Annotated in this window: 15 protein-coding genes; 8 read left to right on the top strand and 7 right to left on the bottom strand. The window is 39.9% G+C overall.

Annotation, left to right across the window (positions count from 1 at the left end; all coding sequences use genetic code 11):
- Positions 1-407: 407 nt before the first annotated feature.
- On the bottom strand, positions 408-1,775 hold the full coding sequence (dsdA, locus tag MN204_RS07610; RefSeq protein WP_249870503.1) for a D-serine ammonia-lyase: 1,368 nt from the start codon (positions 1,773-1,775) through the stop codon (positions 408-410).
- Positions 1,776-2,873: 1,098 nt separating this feature from the next.
- Here dsdA and MN204_RS07605 point away from each other — a divergent pair.
- From MN204_RS07605 to nagE, 4 genes are all read left to right on the top strand, one after another.
- The gene (locus MN204_RS07605; RefSeq protein WP_249870502.1) at positions 2,874-5,189 is read left to right on the top strand and encodes a TOTE conflict system archaeo-eukaryotic primase domain-containing protein; all 2,316 of its coding nucleotides are present in this window, start codon (positions 2,874-2,876) and stop codon (positions 5,187-5,189) included.
- A 475-nt stretch (positions 5,190-5,664) separates the two neighbouring features.
- Entirely contained in the window at positions 5,665-6,168 is a 504-nt protein-coding gene (locus MN204_RS07600; protein ID WP_249870501.1) for a PTS sugar transporter subunit IIA, read from the top strand.
- A gap of 30 nt (positions 6,169-6,198) precedes the next feature.
- Positions 6,199-7,023: a PRD domain-containing protein gene (locus MN204_RS07595; RefSeq protein ID WP_249870500.1), complete on the top strand. Its 825-nt coding sequence runs from the start codon at positions 6,199-6,201 to the stop codon at positions 7,021-7,023.
- A gap of 18 nt (positions 7,024-7,041) precedes the next feature.
- Positions 7,042-8,496: an N-acetylglucosamine-specific PTS transporter subunit IIBC gene (gene nagE, locus MN204_RS07590; protein ID WP_249870499.1), complete on the top strand. Its 1,455-nt coding sequence runs from the start codon at positions 7,042-7,044 to the stop codon at positions 8,494-8,496.
- A 387-nt stretch (positions 8,497-8,883) separates the two neighbouring features.
- Here nagE and MN204_RS07585 read toward each other — a convergent pair whose 3' ends face one another.
- A complete protein-coding gene (locus MN204_RS07585) occupies positions 8,884-9,426 on the bottom strand; it encodes a Gmad2 immunoglobulin-like domain-containing protein (RefSeq protein WP_249870498.1) in 543 nt (180 codons plus the stop codon).
- A gap of 561 nt (positions 9,427-9,987) precedes the next feature.
- Here MN204_RS07585 and MN204_RS07580 point away from each other — a divergent pair.
- Together MN204_RS07580 and MN204_RS07575 are read left to right on the top strand one after the other, a co-directional pair.
- Positions 9,988-11,379, top strand: coding sequence for an L-cystine transporter (locus tag MN204_RS07580; protein WP_249870497.1), 1,392 nt, complete (start codon positions 9,988-9,990; stop codon positions 11,377-11,379).
- A gap of 178 nt (positions 11,380-11,557) precedes the next feature.
- Positions 11,558-12,853 (top strand): M20 family metallo-hydrolase, encoded by a 1,296-nt coding sequence (locus MN204_RS07575; RefSeq protein ID WP_249870496.1) that lies wholly within the window; start codon positions 11,558-11,560, stop codon positions 12,851-12,853.
- A gap of 286 nt (positions 12,854-13,139) precedes the next feature.
- Here the strand turns inward: MN204_RS07575 and MN204_RS07570 are convergent, their stop codons facing one another.
- The 5 genes from MN204_RS07570 to MN204_RS07550 form a co-directional block, all read right to left on the bottom strand.
- Positions 13,140-14,186: a lactonase family protein gene (locus tag MN204_RS07570; protein WP_438804691.1), complete on the bottom strand. Its 1,047-nt coding sequence runs from the start codon at positions 14,184-14,186 to the stop codon at positions 13,140-13,142.
- A 107-nt stretch (positions 14,187-14,293) separates the two neighbouring features.
- Positions 14,294-15,073, bottom strand: a complete 780-nt coding sequence (locus tag MN204_RS07565) for an ABC transporter ATP-binding protein (protein ID WP_249870494.1) — start codon at positions 15,071-15,073, stop codon at positions 14,294-14,296.
- A 295-nt stretch (positions 15,074-15,368) separates the two neighbouring features.
- Positions 15,369-16,091, bottom strand: a complete 723-nt coding sequence (locus MN204_RS07560; RefSeq protein ID WP_249870493.1) for an amino acid ABC transporter ATP-binding protein — start codon at positions 16,089-16,091, stop codon at positions 15,369-15,371.
- Positions 16,088-16,750, bottom strand: a complete 663-nt coding sequence (locus MN204_RS07555) for an amino acid ABC transporter permease (RefSeq protein ID WP_249870492.1) — start codon at positions 16,748-16,750, stop codon at positions 16,088-16,090. Before MN204_RS07555 ends, MN204_RS07560 begins: the two co-directional genes overlap by 4 nt.
- A gap of 193 nt (positions 16,751-16,943) precedes the next feature.
- On the bottom strand, positions 16,944-17,729 hold the full coding sequence (locus tag MN204_RS07550; RefSeq protein WP_249870491.1) for a transporter substrate-binding domain-containing protein: 786 nt from the start codon (positions 17,727-17,729) through the stop codon (positions 16,944-16,946).
- A 362-nt stretch (positions 17,730-18,091) separates the two neighbouring features.
- On the opposite strand from MN204_RS07550, the gene dacB reads away from it, so the two are divergent.
- Positions 18,092-19,630, top strand: a complete 1,539-nt coding sequence (gene dacB / locus MN204_RS07545; protein WP_249870490.1) for a D-alanyl-D-alanine carboxypeptidase/D-alanyl-D-alanine endopeptidase — start codon at positions 18,092-18,094, stop codon at positions 19,628-19,630.
- A gap of 402 nt (positions 19,631-20,032) precedes the next feature.
- Positions 20,033-21,097, top strand: coding sequence for a M42 family metallopeptidase (locus MN204_RS07540; RefSeq protein WP_249870489.1), 1,065 nt, complete (start codon positions 20,033-20,035; stop codon positions 21,095-21,097).
- The last annotated feature ends 8 nt before the right edge of the window (positions 21,098-21,105 follow it).

Below are 21,105 nucleotides of genomic sequence, written 5' to 3'. Positions count from 1 at the left end.
ATCGAACCGGGGATTAATGTAATAATTGGCTCACATATCGAAGAAAAACAAGCAGAGCAATGAAAACAAATACTATCTATTAATCGGAAAGTTAAGAAGGACTAGAGGACGAAGGAACGGTCTCTGACCATAACTAATAAAGTTAACCATCTCATAATGGGGTGGTTAACTTTTTGATTTTGAAGGAACGGTGAGGTTTCTCGAGACCAATTCTTATCGAGCGGAAATGTCGTACTGAGTAGCGGGATTACGCCACTATCATGCGCCCTCTGCACCATAGTGGGTGACCACACACCAATGTCAAGCAACCACAATCATCTATCCAATTAGAAAGAGACAGTCCCCCAAAGTTATAAGCTTTAAGACTGTCTCCCTCATTATAAGAGCAACATTTTCAAAAACAAATGCTAATCTTTATTTTTAATCGCTAACCCCTGTTGATAATATGCCTCCATGACCTCATTAGGTACCATACTTCCACCAGTTCCCCAAGCTATATGTGTTGCATTCGCCATTTTTTGTGTTAAATTTTTATCTTTCAAATAATTTCGTCCCTCTTCTTCTTTAAACAATTGGACTGGCCCGTGAACGCCAGCAAGTGCGGATGGCTCCAGACGAATATTTTCTGTATCTATAAGGCTAGTTAGTAGAACATATAATGTTTGATCATCTACTGTGTAACTTCCGCTGATTAAATTTTCCAGCGTCTTACCAACAAAGCCAGAAGCTCTTCCAACCGCAAGTCCATCTGCATCTGTAATATTATCGATGCCGAAATCCTGAACTGAAATTTTGTCATGTTTACCTGTCATGAGGCCGATCATCATGGACGGTGAATGCGTAGGTTCAGCGAAAAAGCAATGTACATCATCTTTAAAAATCATTTTCAACCCAAATGCAACGCCACCCGGACCACCGCCAACTCCACATGGAAGATATACGAATAGTGGATGATCCTGATCCACGACCACATTCATTTCATCCAGTTGTTTCTTCAATCTTGTTGCTGCTACAGCATATCCTAAAAATAGATTTATCGAATTTTCATCATCCACAAAATAACTATTTGCATCTAAATCGGATTGCTTTCTTCCTTCTTCTACCGCTTTCCCATAATCAGAGGTGTGTTCAACAACGGTTACACCTTTCTTTCGGAGCAAATCCTTTTTCCATTGTTTTGCATCGACTGACATGTGGACGGTAACATTAAATCCAAGCTTCGCACCGATAATTCCGATACTTAGCCCTAAATTACCTGTCGATCCTACAACAATTGAATAATGAGAAAAAAAGTCTCTGAATTTCTGACTATTGATGATAGAATAATCGTCGTCCATCGTAATCATTCCATGTTCTATAGCTAAATCTTCAGCATGTTTTAAAACTTCATAAATACCGCCTCTTGCTTTTATCGAACCAGAAACAGAAAGCTGATTGTCACATTTCAATAATAGCTTCCCATCTACTTTTTGCTGAAACATTTCTTCAAGACAACGATTCATTTCTCGTATCTCGACTGTTGGGGACTCGATTATGCCATTTAATTCTCGAGTTTCAGGAAAGGCTTCCGCGATATATGAAGCAAAACGTTGTAATCTCTCTTCTGCTTTTTTAACATCCGCCTCCGTCAATGAAATGTGATGTACCGCATCATCAAAAGATAAGTAACTAGGATTCTTCCAAAATACTTCCTCGGTAGAGCTGATTTTCTCCAGTAACGGATAGTCTTTTTTCCATTGCTTTATTGTTTTGCCTGCGATTAATTGGTTGTTCATTTGTGTTTGCCTCCTAAAGGGTAAAAATGACGTGCTGATATTTAGGGGTGAAGATTTTTGTTGTTTAGGGATGTGGGATAGGAACCGACTGACAATCCCATGCTTCAGGAATCCAGCATAACTCTTTCATTTGCTTTCCTACTGCTTTGTTTTTATGTTATGGAGATTAATGGTATTACGTAATTTGACTGGATATAGTTTCAGATTAGCGGATTTCCTTCATCATTGTCCATAAAAGTAATGGATCATCTTTACAAGGAATAGGATTTCTATATTAAATATGAATAAATGTTTGTATTTAATCTGTTGGCAGTTCATGTATGCGCTTCTTAGAGGAGAGTGAGGTTGTGAGGGATAAAGAGTAAATAGATGTCCTGCATAATAAAATTTTTGATAGTTTCCAGCAGTAAACTAACTTTGACAATTCCCTGTAAAAATGGATGATTTAGGCTTAACTCCCAGCTTTGTTTTGTTGCTTTTCTTAAAGACTATGAAAAGCGCATAAAAAATTCCTCCCTTATATTTCAGGATGTCTGACTACCTTTTTTAACTACTGTCATTTTCTAAGTCAACAAGTAGAATGGTCGTATCAGTATTAACGTTCTTCCACTTCCTCCACTGGTAAGAACAAGAAAAGATTCAAATTAGCTCATCTGAAGCCCTGCTCAACCACCAAGCAGAAACGTATTCTTTTTTAACATCCAATTAATAGATCTTTTATGAAGAGCTTGTTGTAAATAAAGGACTTACTTTAGCTTCTTTAATCAATCCCAGTAGAACTTATCAATTTTGCTTTTATTATAGATGCAACTCCTTTTGGAATAGGATAAAAGAACTAAAAATGATTATTCGCCAGTAATATCATCAGGGTGAAGTTATAAATTCAATATCTTACGTTTGACTTTTAAGGGCCTGTCACTTCCCGGATTTTGGCGGAAGTTGTTGAAATAAATCTTGGAATAGAGCTCGCAAATAAGTAATGGTCCGATATTAAATTATTTCCTTTTTCAAATCAGGTATGTTTCTGGTAAGCTAGGGTGAGAATGAAAATTAGGTATTCAAAGTGCTATTTTCTTAGCTGACAACAAGGAGGCTACAATGGAAGATATTGAACAAAAACTTGTAGAGGCACTGGAAGAATGTAAACGGTTAAAAGGAGAAAACTATAGATTAAAACAATTATTAAAACAGTATCAAGTCCCTTCCATAACAAACAAAGAGGCTTCTGTTAATACTAGAAAACAAGAAATATTGAAAGAAAGATTGGAACTTTTTCGGAATTTATTTAAAGGAAGAGAAGATGTCTACGCAGTCCGTTGGGAATATGAGAATGGAAAGGCAGGCTATTCTCCTGCCACTTTTAAAAAAGGAGAAAACAAAAATTATCTCCCAATTACCGATAAAGTTATTTATGAACATCTTTCTGGTAAGAAAATTATTGGCGTGTATCCTATGCTGAAAAATGAAACTTGCTGGTTTTTAGCTGTGGATTTTGATAAGACAAATTGGGAAGAAGACGTTCGTGCATTTATGGATGCATGTAATGCAGTGCATGTCCCGGCGAGCATTGAACGATCGCGATCAGGAAATGGTGGTCATGTTTGGATATTTTTTAATGAAGCAATTCCAGCACACTCAGCAAGGAAACTGGGAAACTTTCTCCTGACATACACACTCAATAGAAGATACCAGGTAGGTTTCGATTCGTATGATCGGATGTTTCCTAATCAGGACACACTGCCGAAAGGTGGCTTTGGTAACTTAATTGCCTTGCCACTACAACGTTATCCGAGAGAATCGGGAAATAGTATCTTTGTAGATTATAATTTTAATCCATATCCTGACCAGTGGGAGTACCTGTCAAAAATAAAAAAATTATCGCTGGGAAATGTTGAAAAGATTATTGGAAAGAAAAATCAAATTGGCCCATTTACGAATAGAAAAAGTGAAACTATTGCAGTTCGTGAAAAACAGCCTTCAGAATTAAATGTTGTTTATAAAAATGGAATAATTATACCAAAAACTAATTTACCTCCCTCATTACTCAATAAAATAATTCGTTTAGCTACGTTTAATAATCCAAATTTTTTCAAAGCGGAAGCAAATCGTTTATCAACTTATAATATACCTCGAGTGATTGATTGTGCGGATATTTTGGAGGATTATTTCATTTTGCCTAGAGGTTGTCTGGAAGAATTAAAAGAAGTAGTGGAAAAAAATGGGGTTGAATTAAGAGTAAAGGATGAATCAAATTTATCAAATATGATAGATGTTGAATTTTATGGGCAGTTGACAGCACAACAAGATGATGCAGTCAACAACCTGTTAAATCATAGAAATGGGATATTATCAGCTCCAACAGGCTTTGGCAAAACAGTAGTTGCAGCCTCATTAATTTCAAAAAGGAAAGTAAATACCTTAGTAATCGTACATACCAAACAATTGATTGATCAATGGAGAGGTAGTTTGTCCATTTTCCTGAAAATAGATGCTGCTAAAATTGGCCAAATTGGGGGAGGTAAAAATAAAGCAAATGGTCAAATAGATATCGCGACTATACAAAGTCTCAACTATAAAGGAATAGTAAAAGATGTTATTAAGGATTATGGACAAATTATTGTCGATGAATGCCATCATATTTCAGCTTTCAGTTTTGAAAACGTTCTAAAAAAAGCGGAAGCAAGCTATGTACATGGACTGACTGCAACACCTACAAGGAAAGATGGTTTACAACCAATAATGAAGATGCAATGTGGACCAATTCGATATAAAATAAGTGCAAAAAACCAAGCTAAAGTTCGTCCTTTTCAACATATATTGGTTCCCAGAAAGACAACATTCAAAAGTAAACGAATCGGTAATGATGTTACCTTGCAGGAACTATATAAGGAAATGATTCACGACGAGAACCGAAATGAGTTAATTTTTAATGATGTATTGAAAGAGCTAGAGATGGGGTCTTCACCAATTATATTATCCGAAAGAGTTGAGCAGGTAGAGAAATTTGAGAAGATGTTTACAGGCTTTGCAAAGAACATTTTTGTTTTAACAGGTGGTATGAAAAAGTCTGAAGAGGAATCCCGGTTAAAAAAGTTGCAATCTATATCAGACGATAAGGAAAGATTAATCATTGCTACAGGGAAATACATTGGAGAAGGTTTTGACCATGCAGTTTTGGATACCTTATTCTTGGCAATGCCAATATCTTGGGAAGGCACACTGCTGCAATACGTAGGCAGGATTCATCGAATTCATGATAGTAAAAATGCTGTAAAAGTCTACGATTATGTAGATCATCGTGAAGAAACTTTCCGGAAAATGTTTGAGAAAAGAAAGAAAGGTTATAAGTCCATGGGTTATATCGAACATGGGAGAGCTTTAAATGAGAGTAATGAGCAGATGAAGCTGTTTTAAGGAATGTTAGATTTGTGGTTGTCTAAAATTTATCAAAAAGTAATCGCAAGAGGCGCAACTTGATTACTATGGTAGAAATTCTTTAAAGCAAATTGTCGGAGAAGAAGTGCTCGATTAATTGGACTAGATGAGGGACATTGTCTTAGTTCAGTAGAGCAAGAATCATACCCTGAATCTACGGTGCAAAGTAATCTTATGAAAAGGATGGTTTTCACTATTTTCCGTATGTAGAGGGAAGCAAGAGAACCGTCCCCGTGCTTCCTCTCGTGATACCGTTTACATTTTTGTTGATTTTTACATGAAGCGGTGCTATTATTAAAGTAACAATTAAACATGGATCACATGTTACTGATTCGATCAGGCATGGTGGTAACTGGAGGATAGTAGTCTTTAATCCTTTCGTTCCCCCATGCCTTTTTGTTTCTCTTTGATATGCTAAGTGGGTAAAATAGAACTATAGTGGAGGTAGAAACGAATGTTTAAGAAATTTTTCAATAAATCTATTGAATCAGCGAAGTCTCAGAAAGCACAGATTTTCGTACCGATTACAGGGAAAGTTGTTCCTATCGAGGAGGTGCCAGATCCTATTTTTAGTGAGAAAATGATGGGAGAAGGTGCAGCAGTGATTCCGTCCGAAGGGAAGGTTGTCGCCCCAGTAAACGGTGAAATCATCCAAGTGGCACCGACAAAACATGCAATTGGAATTTTATCGGAAGATGGCTCTGAAATATTAATTCACATAGGTCTAGAGACCGTTGCATTAGATGGGGAAGGTTTTACCGTCCATGTCAACGTAGGAGACAAGATAAGCGTAGGACAGGCATTAATGGATTTTGATTTAGAAGTGATTAAAACAAAAGCTAGCAATATCATCTCGCCCATTGTAATTACCAATAGCAAGGATACGAATCGTACGTATAAGCAAACGGACGCTACGGAAGGGAAAGCTGGGGAAACTGCCATTTTCCACGTTAGTTAGTTAACTTGTATGAGCTGGTAAGGAGGTGTCATGTTGAAAATCAAAAAAATTTTAAATAATAATGCGGTCATTGTCATGGATAAAGCAGAGGAAAAAATTGCAATAGGAGCAGGAGTTGGGTTTGAAAAAGGCAAAAATGATATTTTAAATCCCCAAAAAATTGAAAAGCTTTTCATCTTAAAAGAAAATGAGAAACTTCAGCAATTGCTTCAGCGAATACCAGAAGAGCACTTTATTCTAGCTGAAAAAATTATCGCATATGCCGAAAAACAGCTCGATACGAAGGTGAACGATCATATTTACCTTGTTCTTAGTGATCACCTTTCCTTCGCGATTGATCGCCACAAGCAAGGAATGGTAGTGAAGAATAAGCTGCTGCATGAAATTAAGGTGTTATATCCAAAGGAATTTGATATTGGACTTTGGGCTGTAAACTATATTAATGAAAAATTAGCAATCCACTTACCAGTTGATGAAGCGGCATCGATAGCACTTCATATTCATACGATGAAAATTCAAGGAGGTGATTTGAAAGATACGATTCGTCAAACGTCGATTTTAAAAAGTATGGTCGATTCAATTCAAGATTTTCTTGGCATACCGATTAGTGAGAGTGATTTATCCTACGAGCGCTTAATTATTCATCTTCGTTTTGCGCTGACAAGGGCTGAGACAGAATCGTCAGACTCCATGGATGAAGAAATGCAAGCTATGATTAAACGAAAGTTCAAGCATTCCTATCGTTGTGCAATGAAAGTCAGTGATGAATTATCGAAAGTTCATGGGATTGAATTACCAGATGGGGAACTAGGCTATATTGCCATTCACATCGAAAGAATTAAAAATCAATCTTAAGATGGGAGGAAGAAAACAATGATGAAATATTTACAAAGACTTGGTCGCTCATTAATGCTGCCTGTTTCAGTTTTGCCTGCTGCTGCGATTTTAATGGGGATAGGTTATTGGATTGATCCTGAAGGCTGGGGGTCTGGAAATGCAGTCGCAGCATTCCTGATCAAAGCTGGTGACTCGATTATTGCAAATATTCCTGTTCTTTTTGCAGTGGGTGTTGCCCTTGGAATGGCAAAGGTTAAAGATGGATCTGCAGCATTAAGTGGGTTGGTCGGTTATTTGGTTGTGACGACTTTACTCGGAATAGATTCTGTTGCAATGCTGCAAGGTATTGAAGCAGGTGCAGTGAACGCAGCATTCGGAAATATTGAAAACGCATTTATTGGTATTATCTCAGGTCTCGTTGCTGCCAACATGTTCAATCGCTTTAGTGAAGTACAATTACCAGATGCACTGGCATTCTTTAGTGGAAAAAGGCTTGTGCCAATTATGACGTCCGCTGCTATGCTTATCGTTTCAGCAATTTTATTCTTTGTATGGCCTGTAGTATATGGTGGATTAGTTTCTTTTGCACAAGGAATTTCCAATCTTGGTGCTGCTGGAGCGGGTTTATACGGATTCTTCAACCGCCTGCTAATTCCAACAGGACTGCATCATGCATTAAACTCTGTATTCTGGTTTGATGTTGCAGGTATTAATGATATCGGTAACTTCTGGTCCGGAAATGGTGAAAAAGGTATAACAGGTATGTACCAAGCAGGGTTCTTTCCAATTATGATGTTTGGTTTGCCGGCAGCAGCACTTGCCATGTACCATACTGCAAAAACAAAACGTAAAAAACAAGCAGCTTCATTATTATTGGCAGCTGGCTTCGCATCATTCTTTACTGGGGTAACCGAACCACTTGAATTCTCATTCATGTTCTTAGCTCCAGCACTTTATGTTGTTCACGCAGCATTAACAGGGATTTCATTATTTATCGCTGCTACCTTCCAATGGACAGCAGGATTTGGGTTTAGTGCAGGATTAGTTGACTTTGTCCTAAGCTCCCGTCTGCCTCTTGCAAATGAACCTTACATGCTATTATTGCAAGGGCTCTTCTTTGCAGTGATTTATTACGTTCTATTCCGTTTCTTAATTACGAAGTTCAGCCTAAAAACGCCTGGTCGTGAAGATGATGAGCTCGTAGAAGAAAATGCTGGATCTCCAGAAGAGACTGGCAGTAAGAAAGACAGATTCGTTTCAATGGCAACACAAATATATGAAGGACTTGGTGGCGACGAAAACGTTCATGCACTTGATAATTGTACTACCCGCCTAAGGTTGGAAGTACGTGACATGGATAAAGTCGACCAAGCCAAAATTAAAGCGACAGGCGTACCAGGGATTAATGTCATTGACAAACATAACATCCAAGTTGTCGTAGGTACAAATGTTCAATTCGTAGCCGATGAAATGGCCAAACTGCGAAAATAAGAAATAGAGCAGTGCCTGTTACACCCCGAATTTTGGTAGAATTGTCGATATGAATCAGTGGTGTGAACTCGACTACAGGGATTCCCGTAATGGTATTGGTAAAGGGACTCTAGGCAATATCGCTTCGTGCTAACAATAATTGTATTGTTGTCGCACTTTATAAACAAAAAAGAAATAGCTACCCCACTCCTAAGTGAGGGTAGCTATTTCAATGTGTAGCTTTACTAATGTCAGCATCTTAAACAGCCTTTATGTTACGAAGCTAGGTGTTCAGGTACGTAGCTATTTTTAATTATAGTCCTAGCCCCGACTAGTATGCCAACACTAGAAACTGTTCTCCTTTTGTAAAATTAGAAGCAAGAGAACCGTCCCCACGCTTCCGCACACCTAGTTTCTATCCGCAACAGTAACGGGAATTATCAACTCATTAACCCTCGATCCATCCTCAGCACTTTCTTCAAAAAGAATGATGCTGCCTGAATTGTTGGATAACTCATCAAATTCAATAATGATCTCAAATTCCCCCCATTCAGGAGCCCCTGCAGTAGCGGTTGTGAATCCTTCGTCAAGAATATAATGCCCATCTTCAAATTCATATAAAACAGTACCTTCATAGACTCTGGCCAAACCTTTTACAACAATACGATCTTTCACTTCAGTGTTTGGGGCTGGCTGAAAGATTTTAAAGGCCTCGTTTTCGGCCACAATTTCTGGCGATTCTTCAGATGTATCTTTTTCCTCCTGAGCTTGTTCATCAGCTTGCTCCTCCACAGTGTCCTGTTCATCAGCTTCGTTCTCGGTTTCAGGTGCATCAATTTCTTCTTCTACTGGTGGAGTAACCTCAGTGTCATTTGTCCCCTGTGCACAGGCAGTGAAGATAATGAGACTTGCGATTAGGATTGATAACAGTAATTTCTTAGCTTTATTCATTTGAGAGCCTCCTTTTTTAACAGATCTGACTTACGTATAGTATATGCGTTTTTTGTAGAAAAGCAGATAAGTTTTGTGAAAAAGTTTAAACTGGTGTTTTTTGGAAATAAGGATATCGCATGGCGGAGGGGATTGTCCGCACCAGTTATCATTCTAAAAGGAATGCAAGTGGTTAATCATTGGTGCATAGTGATTTTGGGGAAGAAAAGGGACTGGGTGGTCAAACTCTACTTCCATATTTTGACGGGTAAAATGACGGAGTTCCACGCTAAGCCACCAACTTTATGAAAAGAGGCAACTAGAAATGCCCCTGAATAATTCTGTTTTAAAATAGTACTATTATTCATATCCTTCCTGCTTATTCATGTCTGTATACATATAAATAAAAAAACTTTCCAACCTGTATAAGTACAATAAAGGCTGTCACTGAAAGGCTCCGTGATAACCAAGTTTTCGAATGATAAACATGAATGCATCTTGTAATTTCCATCAAACCGATGTATAGTTATTCCGTAGTAATCGTATAGGAATAATTCAGGTCGAAATTAGGAGGTTAAAAGAATGGAAGGTTTATTTATACTTGTAAATATTGCAGCATTACTTGCAATTATTGGTCTATTAATTTATATGCAAAAGAAACATGTTTCGTTTTCAAAACGTGTATTTACGGGGATGGGTCTTGGGATTGTCCTTGGTACGCTACTGCAGATGCTGTATGGAGTAGGATCTGATGTGCTAGTAGGAACATTGGATTGGTATAGTATTGTCGGAAGTGGATATGTTCGCTTATTGATGGTAATCGTCGTACCGCTTGTCATGGTGTCGATTATTCGGGCCATTATTAATCTGGAAAAAACGAAAGAACTTGGAAAGATGGCTGGATGGGTCATCGGTATCCTGATTTCAACAACGTTGATCGCAGCATTGGTTGGGATTGGTTCTGCATTTTTGTTTGATCTGAATGCAGAGCAAATCGAAGCTGGCCAAGCGGAAAATGATCGTGCAGCGTCAATTGAAGCGAGATATGCAGAGATGGAAGGGCAAACGACACCGCAGAGAATATTGAACTTCATTCCAAGTAATATCTTTTTGGATATGACTGGTGACCGTCCAACATCTGTCATTTCAGTAGTTATATTTTCAATTATTGTAGGGATAGCCTTCCTTGGCATTCGGAGAAAAGAACCGGAACAGGCAGAAATGTTCCTTAAAATCGTCAATTCCTTCTATGCAATCGTTATGCGAATTGTGACGTTAATTCTACGTCTGACTCCATTTGGCGTACTGGCATTGATGGCAAACATGGTAGCAAGCACAAATTTTGCCGGAATAATGGAACTAGGGAAATTTGTACTTGCATCCTATGTAGCGCTGATCGCGATGTTCATCATTCACTTGGTCATCGTTGGCGTATTTGGCTTAAATCCAATGAACTACTTGAAAAAAGTTATACCGGTACTAGGTTTTGCGTTTACCTCCCGTTCCAGTGCAGGGACGATTCCATTGAACATTCAAACACAGAAAGAAGCACTTGGCGTTGATGACGGTACAGCGAATCTGTCCGCTTCATTTGGCGCAACAATGGGTCAAAACGGCTGTGCAGGAATTTACCCGGCAATGCTTGCGGTGATGATTGCACCAACTGTAGGAATTAACCCATTATCATTTGAGTTTATTATTCAATTAGTACTCATTACTGCCATAAGTTCATTCGGAGTCGCTGGAGTCGGGGGCGGTGCTACTTTTGCAGCAATTATTGTCCTTTCTTCCATGGGTCTTCCAGTTGGGCTGGCAGGTTTACTGATATCTGTAGAAGCATTAATCGATATGGGACGTACAGCACTTAACGTGAACGGTTCTATCGTTTCAGGAACACTAACATCCAAAATTCTCGGTAAATTAAATCTAGAGAAATTTAATGATAAAGCAGCAGCTACTGAACGCGTTGCTTAGGTTTGAAAACAGTCATCTCCATTGGGATGGCTGTTTTTTTGGAAGCATGGGGACGGTTCTCTTGCTTCATTTCTACTCTAATATCGGTGAGAAGGTAATTGAATTTCATCCTTTTGCTTGTGCCAAATGTTATTATGAATATAATAGGAATCGACTGGAATTATGAAAGGAGATCAACATGACATCTACAACATTTTTGAACAAACTAATGAACGAATATGATAGTCACTTAAATCATTCCGGAATAAACGGCGAGAGGATTGCCGACAGGTTAGCTGAGCTATCGGAAATTGGCGCTACTGAAGACGGTGGTGTAACCCGAATCGGCTACTCAGCACAGGAAAAACAGGCAAAAGAACGAGTCGTCAGCTGGATGAAAGAGGCTGGGCTTACAGTAACGATGGATGGAGCGGGAAATGTTTTTGGAAGATTGGAAGGGAAAAGTGATTCTCCAGCTGTCATGTCAGGCTCACACCTTGATAGTGTTCCAAACGGTGGGAATTTTGATGGGCCATTAGGTGTTCTTGCTGCACTGGAGGTCGTTGAAGCCTGGAAGGAGAATGGCTATACGCCGCCAATCCCGTATGAGGTCGTGGTTTTTTCCGATGAAGAAGGTTCAAGATTTAAGGCTGGACTAACTGGCAGTAGATCTTTTACCGGGAAAATAACAAATGATGAACTGGATCTATTCCAAGATGATAGTGGGCAATCGTTTGATGAGGTCATTGCTGCATATGGAAGTGACCGGGAAGCTTTTTTAAAGGCAAATTATCATTCGAAAAACTTGAAACTATTTGTAGAGGTACATATCGAGCAAGGTACTGTATTGGAAAAGCATGACGAGCCAGCTGGAATTGTTAATGGCATCGCGGGCCCAGCTTGGCTGGAGGTTTCTTTCAAAGGAAAAGCTGGACATGCGGGCAATACGCCAATGGAAAATAGGAAAGATCCAGTTATTGCAGCGGGTATGTTTGTGCAGGAAATCGAATCTTTACCAAGGGAAGTGAGCCAGACAGCCGTTGCAACGGTCGGTAAAATGAATGTGCTGCCAAATGGCATAAATGTTATTGCGCAGGAAGTTAATTTGATGGTTGATATTAGAGACATTACCGAACAAACTCGTGATCAGCTGCTGGAGATGATTTATCAAAAAGCTGAAAACGTCGCGGCAAGAAGAGGGATCGACGTAACGTGGAATATCAATACAAAAATAAAACCATTGCCTATTGCACCAGAACTTCAGGAGAAACTGGCAACTATTATGGACAAGTCAGGCATCAAACCAGTGTACATACCAAGCGGCGCGGGGCATGATGCAATGATAATTGGAGAAGAAATTCCAGTTGCGATGATTTTCACCCGCAGTAAAGATGGCATCAGTCACAACCCGGCCGAATGGTCCAGCTTAAATGATTGTGTGAAGACCGTTCATCTACTGAAGGGGTTTGTTGAAGGAATTATGGAGGAAGCGTAGGGAGCGCGGGGACGGTTCTCTTGCTTCTTTTCTGGGATTGATAATAATAAATGCTCTGAACTGGACCTGCTAGAAGTTAGCAGACAGTTAAGAGCATTTTTTGTTTTGCTCAAGATTCAATGTTTCTGGGGAAGGGTTTTCGGAATTCGTATTGCGGATAAAACCTGTAAGACGCGGCATAACGTCATAAATAGCAGAATTATTCTGTTACTCACGTATGGAAAACAGGCTTTACCTATTCAAATTTGCATGGAAGCAGGAGAACCGTCCCCATGCTTCCCTGCTTCTACAAAAACTTAATACAAATGGCTTCGGGGGCTTCTATATCCTTCTGCACTAACGTTAGCTTTCCAGTCTCGGAATCCCGTGAAAACAGAACAAGATTATCCGATTCCTGATTTGCTACGATTAGGAATTTTTCTGTTGGATCCAAGACAAAATCACGTGGCCAATCCCCTTCAGATGGAGTAGTCTCGACAAAGCTAAGCTTTCCAGTTTCATCATCTGTTTTAAATATGGCAATACTGTTATGTCCGCGATTCCCTGAGTAAACATATTTTCCGTCGGCAGAAATATGAATGGCGCTACCCTGATTATTTTCGGTGAAATCTCCAGGAATGGTGCCTATTGATTGCAGGATTGAAAAGCTTTCGTCATCACTGTCATATTTAAGAACGACGACTTGGGAGCTGAATTCCGTTGCAAGATAAGCGATATCTTTACGTTTCGGATGAAATGTTAAATGTCTCGGTCCGCTTCCTGCTGGTAGTGCTAAACGATTAACTTCACTTAGATCACCTTGTTCGCTGACCGTACAAGTAGTCAATAAATCACTTCCTAAGTCAACAACAGCTAAATATTTTTCGTCTGGCGTCATGCCCGAATAATGGATATGTGCTTTCTCCTGCCTCGGATCTGGACCACTGCCAGTATGCTGGATAGTTGATACCGTGGGACTAATTTTTCCGTTTTCCTGATCGATCAGATAGGAGTCAACGGTTCCCTTATGATAGTTTGTGGTGAACAAGTATCGATGCTTCTTGTCTGTATTCACGTGACAAGGGTTCGCACCAGGTGTCAGTTGCTGATTTAGAAATGTCAACTCACCAGTATTTTTATCAATTGCATAGGAAGCAACCCCACCGTTCTCCCCACTTTTTGCGACAGAATATAGATACTGTTTATCTTCTGAAATGTTTAAATAAGTTGGACTTCCTATAGTAGCTGCAACTTTCACATTTGTTATTTTTGACGCCTCGGTATCAAGTTCAAATGAATAGATGCCCTTGCTGTTTTTCTTTGTATACGTTCCAATATATCCGATATATTTCATATGTGAAGCTCCTTTCATTCTATAATTTTATCTTAGCGAACAGTTTGATAGGAGGCAAGGAAGAAGATTGTAGGGAGCAGGTGGAACCGTCCCCATGCTTCCTTTAACTACCGGAGAGTCATCCAAGGTCTTTCCTTATACCACTTTACTTCAACGGATTTAGCAAAAAAAGAGGATAAGCGTTCACTGGTTAGTACATTCTGTCGTTCCCCTTTATCAAAAACTTCGCCATCGCGTAAAAGCAAGGTGTGGCTGAATGCAGGTAATATTTCTTCGATGTGATGGGTGACGAATATAATTGTTGGTGCATTTTCTTGTGTTGCTAGTTCTTCAATGGTCTCCATTAACTCCTCACGCGAAATGAAATCCAAACCGTTCGTAGGCTCATCAAGGATTAACAAGTCAGGTGTTCCCATTAATCCCCGGCCGATGAGAAGCTTCTGTTTTTCTCCGTGAGAACAGGATTGATAGGTGCGGCCTGCCAAATGACTGCATCCAAGATCCTTCATTATCCCTAGTGCCTTTCGAAAATCCTTATTGTCTGGATTTTCATACAAGCCAATCGAGGCATACTTTCCACTAACTACAACATCCTCGGCATTTTCTGTACCTTTGATTTTTTCCTGAAGGGAGGAACTGACCCAGCCAATCGATTTTCGCATTTCCCTAATATCGGTCTTTCCAAAAATATTACCGAGCACACTGACTTTCCCTGTAGTTGGCCAAATATATCCGTTAACCATGTTAAGCAATGTTGTTTTTCCTGAACCATTCAACCCAAGCACGGCCCAGTGTTCCCCTTTACATACTTGCCAGTCAATATTCTCTAGAATAGTTTTGCTTTGTCTTTTCCATGTAACGTTTGCGATATCTATGATTTCCATCATTGTTTCTTCTCCTTCACTTTGAAATGTAATTTGTTTTAACGCTATGTAAATTGTTTGAACACAGAACTTTTTAAAAGACCTTAGCATTTTGACTTACAGTACAAAAGCTCCCGCGTCCAGTGAAAGTAGACTATCCTATTTGACTGGGAAAACCAAATGCTTATACGTCCCATTAATTATAACTCATTTTGTTGAATTATCTAAATAATCCGATTGGAAAGGGAAAGGGGAGGAACGGTTGCACGAATGACTTATAAAAAGGAAGCATGAGAACCGTCCCCATGCTTCCCTCCAACTATAATATTTTATTTAGAAATCCTTTTGTTCTTTCTGATTGTGGGTTGTTAAATAGTTGGTCGGGATTGCCTTCTTCGACGATAAGGCCGTTGTCCATAAACAGGACTCTGTCACCAACTTCTCTGGCAAAGCCCATTTCATGTGTGACGACTACCATTGTCATCCCTTCATGTGCAAGCTGTTTCATAACTTCCAGCACTTCTCCGACGAGTTCGGGATCAAGGGCGGATGTTGGTTCATCAAACAGCATCATTTTAGGTTCCATCGCAAGTGCTCTTGCAATGGCTACACGCTGCTGCTGTCCACCGGATAATTGTCCTGGATATTGTTCTGCCTTTTCGGAAAGGCCGACTTTCTCCAATAGCTTCATAGCGCGGTCGCGAGCAGCTTGATCCGTTAGCTTGCGGACTTTTTTTGGAGCAAGCATAATATTTTCAATAACATTTTTATGTGGAAAAAGATTGAATTGCTGAAACACCATGCCGATTTCTGTACGCACCGAATTGATATCCGTCTGTGAATCTGTTAAATTTTGCCCGTCAACAACGACATCGCCACTAGTGATGGTTTCCAACATATTCAAGCAGCGGAGGAATGTGCTTTTTCCTGAACCACTTGGTCCGATAACACAGACAACCTCAGAAGGCTGAATATGGCAATCGATACCTTTTAAAACTTCATTTTCACCAAAGTTCTTATGTAAATCCTTTACTTTAATCATTTAATATCCAACCTTCTTTCAATTATGCGCAACACAAAGGATAGTGTCAGTGTAATTGCCAAATAAAAAACAGCAACCGTTGTATAGATTTCGACCGCATTAAAGTAGTTTGATGCAATCAGTCTCCCTTGAAACATTAGCTCAGGAACAAGGATGACAGACAATAAGGATGTGTCCTTAATACTGATGATGAACTGATTTCCAAGTGGTGGTATCATTCGCTTAAAAGCCTGTGGCCAAATAATATGCCGCATCGTTTGAAGATGATTTAAACCGAGTGAACGTCCGGCTTCCATTTGTCCTTTTTCAATCGACTGAACAGAACCACGTACGATTTCAGCGATATATGCACCTGAGTTTAGCGCGATAACGACAATCCCTGATGTGACAGAATCCATGTTGTAACCTGTGATTAATGGTAGCGCAAAGAATATCCAAATCGCTTGAACGAGCACGGGAGTTCCGCGAATTACTTCAATATAAACAGAGGCGAGCCCGTAAACAATTTTATTTTTGGAAACACGTCCCAACCCGAAGATGCCGCCTAAAATAAATCCGATCAACAGACCCACTATCGATATCAAAAGGGTGTAATAGAGACCTGTCCCTAACTGTGGCAGGAAATCGATTACACCTGCCCAATTGAATCTACCTTCCATTCTTTCACCTCATAACATAGTAAATCTAAGGATTATCGTAGAAACGGATCCTCCTTAGATTTTTAAATTTCTAGAAGTAGTGCTTGCTGTTTATTTTTTAGGCAAAAAGGAAAGTATAAACTTACCAGCTTGCATACGTGCAACAAAGGCTGTCACCGAAAAACTTAGTGACAACCAAGTCTTTATAAAGCCATTATTCGGTTGGTTCGCCAAACCATTTCGCATAAATCTCATCATACGTACCATTGTCATGTAATTCAGCGAGTGCTTCATTGATTGCTTCAACGAGTGTTTCTTTACCTTTTGTGATAGCTATTCCATAATCCTCAGCTTGGTACAGATCACCGACGACTTTCAGGCTGTCCTCTCCCTGTGTCTGGATATAATAGTTTACATTCGGTGCATCATACAAAATGGCGTCGGCACTGCCATTTTCAACAGCCAAGTAAGCCTGGTCGAGCTGTTCATATTGATTTGCCTCTGCACCTTCAATATTATCCTCGATATATGCTGAACTTGTGGAACCAAGTCGAGTTGCGATTGTTTTTCCTTCCAGGTCCTCTATTCCATTAATGTCCTCATTATCAACACGGACACCGATAGCAAGCCCGGATTCATAGTAAGGGTCGCTGTAATCGATTTGTTGTTTCCTGTCTTCCGTAATACTGATTCCTGCAATTGCGATATCAAACTGACCCGTCTGTAATCCAGGAATGATGCCGTCAAAATTTGTAGTTTCCAAATCAACTGCAAATCCAGCTTCATCAGCAATCGCATGAATAAGGTCTATATCAAATCCCACATATTCCCCGTCTTCCATGAATTCAAACGGGACAAAAGATGTATCTGACACAACCGTATATGTATCCTCCAACTCTCCTGATCCTGATGCTTCATCATTTGATCCACATGCTGCCAGAAACAATAACAACACGAGTGATAGTAAACTGAACTGTAGTTTCCAATTTATAATCTTCATTTAAAAACTCCCCTTTTATTTTTATTCAACTAAGGCAAAAACCACAATTACAATTTTAACAAAGATAAGACTTTTTAGAAAATTAGGTATTCAATGATATTTTAGGATATGCAAGCATTAAAAAGGGTTATAGAGCAATCGGATGGGAAATGCTTAGATTTGGTAAGAATAACTGGCGTATGCTTGTATTTTGTACAAGGAAGGGTTCAGATAAGCGGAGAGACTGGTATCATTGACTCCCTACCAAAGTAGCTTCCGGAGTTATTTTTTTGGGGCTTTCGATGTCTTTATGGAAAAAGCGTATTTTCCTGTAATATTTTACTGTATAATTAAAATATTCAAACAAAAAGGATGTGAGTCTATTGTCGAAAAGCAAAAATCAATGGAAGCAGAGCCTACTTTTATTGTTCATTGCAGTACTTGCAGTATTCCCTTTTCTGGGACAGGAAGAAGCACTATTTGTAAACGCATCTGAAGAAATTACAGCAGAAGAATTTGATGAAAATGCGACATTGGAAGAAAAACTCGGTGTCATCCTAGGTAATGAACAACTGCATGGAACGGTTACAGGTGTAAGTGTACAGCATGCTGAGACAGGAGAATTACTTTTTTCACAGTATGGTGAAACAAGATTGCACCCGGCATCAAATATGAAAATGCTTACAGCAGCGGCCGCATTGGAAACACTGGGTGAAGATTATCGTTTTAGCACAGAGGTGCTGACTGATGGTTCGATTAATGGAAATCTATTGCAAGGAGATCTCTACATAAAAGGAAAAGGTGACCCGACGTTATTAAAAGAAGATCTCGATCAATTTGCAAAAGAATTGAAGGAACAGGGGATAAGCAAAATTAAAGGTGACTTAGTTGGTGATGACAACTGGTATGATGACGTACGTCTTTCTCAAGATTTGAATTGGTCGGATGAGCCGTTCTATACTGGAGCGCAAATCTCGGCGTTGAACCTTTCCCCGGATGAGGATTATGATGCGGGAACGGTGGTTGTAGAAGTAAGGGCCACAGATGCGCCAGGCGGGAAAGCGCAAGTAAGTCTAACTCCTGAAACAGATTACGTTAACATCGTGAATCATACGGAAATGGTCCCGGCTGGTGAGCCTAAAAATATTTCGATTCAAAGGGAACATGGATCAAACAATATTATAATAGAAGGGCAAATGCCGGTAGGTGGTACGCTTTCACGTTCCTGGGCTTCTGTATGGGAACCGACCGGATATGTGCTTGATATTTTCGGGAAGTCATTAGCGGAGCAAGGAATCACTTTTATTGGGCAGTCGGAACAAAAATTCGGTTTAACACCGGTCGATGCAAGAATATTGACATCCAAGGAGTCTATGCCACTTGAGGAATTATTGATTCCATTCATGAAGCTGAGCAACAATGGTCATGGGGAAGTGTTGGTTAAAGAAATGGGGAAAGTCGTTCATGGTGAAGGAAGCTGGGATAAGGGCCTTGAAGTGATGGAGAATGTCGTGACAGGACTGGGTGTTAATCCAGATACCATTTTGCTTAGAGACGGTTCTGGAATGTCACATAAAAATATGATTCCATCGAATGACCTTGCCCAGATGCTTTTCGAGGTACAGGGGAGAGACTGGTTTCCGGCATTCAAGTATTCTATGCCGGTAGCAGGTGTACCCGAGCGATTCATTGGGGGAACATTGCGCAACCGGATGACTTCCGGTCCAGCTCAAGGGAATGTTACTGCTAAAACGGGCTCCCTATCAGGAGTATCCGCGCTATCTGGCTACGTGACCTCGGCTGATGGAGAAGCGTTGATATTCACAGTGATGATAAATAACTATCTCGGTTCTGCCGGCAGCATGCGTGCGATAGAAGACACCATTGCAACTGCACTAGCTGGGCATGAGTTTGGGGAATAGATTTTAATTTGAGTTTTATGATAAAGCCGTTCTTCCCAGGGGTTGGGGAGGGACGGCTTTTTGCGGTGGCATGGAGGAGAGTGATGATGGATTGGCTCTGTTTGTCAAATCCTGAGACAAGTTGGGGGGGAGATTGTGCTGTGGTATTTCATCCGTAAATCATGTCGTTTTTTCCTAGAATCTATCCAAGGAAGGAATCCACTTTTTTCCACAGACTCCTTCCTCTAACGTTTACTTACAAAATTTTACAAAAACCGGAGAGTGACAGGCACCTAAAAAAAGATTGATTTGATTGTTGGTTCAGTATAGAATGTATAGTAATTGTCTGAATGTGGCGCTTAATGCCGTTATATTTCGGTTTAAATTCCGAATACTTAATCATATCGAATAGGAGCTGTAAGAATGGACAAGCTTGTGAAACAACTTAGTGAGTTGCATGGTCCATGTGGGTATGAACAGAATGTCACTTATTTTATCCGTGATTATGTGCAAAATAAAGTAGATAACGTGAAAGTTGATGCAATGGGGAATGTAATTGCAAGGAAAAAGGGATTAAGCCAAGGCCCAACGACACTTCTGACGGCACATATGGATGAGGTTGGCTTCATTGTCAAAAAGATAGAGGACAATGGATTGATTCGTTTCGAAAAGCTTGGTGGCCATGATGACCGTATTCTGCTTGCCCAATCGGTAAAAGTGCTTGGTGAAAAGCATGATTTGGACGGCGTAATTGGCACCATGTCCGCACATTTCGTGAAGTATGACGATCCCAAACAGGTCAGGTCACATAGGAAACTATACATAGACATTGGGGCAGCCTCTAAAAAGGAAGCAATAGAAATGGGCGTAGAGATTGGGACACCTGTCACCTGGGCAACCGAAACGAAAGTTATTGGAAAAGAAGATAATCCAATGATTGTTGGCAAGGCACTAGATGATCGCGCAGGTTGTGCGGTGCTTCTATCCGTTTTAAATGAAATTCAGGATAAGAAATTTGCAGGTGAAGTTGTTTTTCTTTTTACCGTTCAGGAAGAGGTAGGATTACGCGGTGCACAAACAGCAATCAATCAACTTCCGGAAGTCGATATTGCCATTGCCATCGATACGACAGCAGTCAGCGATACGCCTGAGGAAACAATGGACCAGACGTTGCACATGGGGGCTGGTACGGGGATTAAGGTGATGGACTTTAGTTTGATTGTTCAAAAGGGAATAAAAGATGAATTGAAAAAAATAGCTGAACAGTCAAATATCCCATATCAAATGGAAGTTTTCCCTGGTATCGGGACGGACGGTGGAGCGGTTGCCCTAGCAAATAAAGGAATACCGACTGGTGTGTTGTCTATCCCCTCACGAAATGCGCATTCACCGGTAGAACTTGTAAGTATGCAGGATATGATAGCAACAAAAGATTTAGTGAAGGAATTTATTTTTAGTTTGAAGGCAACGAGCCGTTTTACATTTTAAATCAACGA

Origin of the sequence: Oceanobacillus saliphilus (assembly GCF_023522835.1) — a bacterium.
Classification (GTDB): Bacteria; Bacillota; Bacilli; order Bacillales; family Amphibacillaceae; genus Oceanobacillus; species Oceanobacillus saliphilus.
The sequence above is the reverse complement of the archived record's forward strand: the minus strand, read 5'-3'. Positions and strand labels throughout refer to the sequence as shown.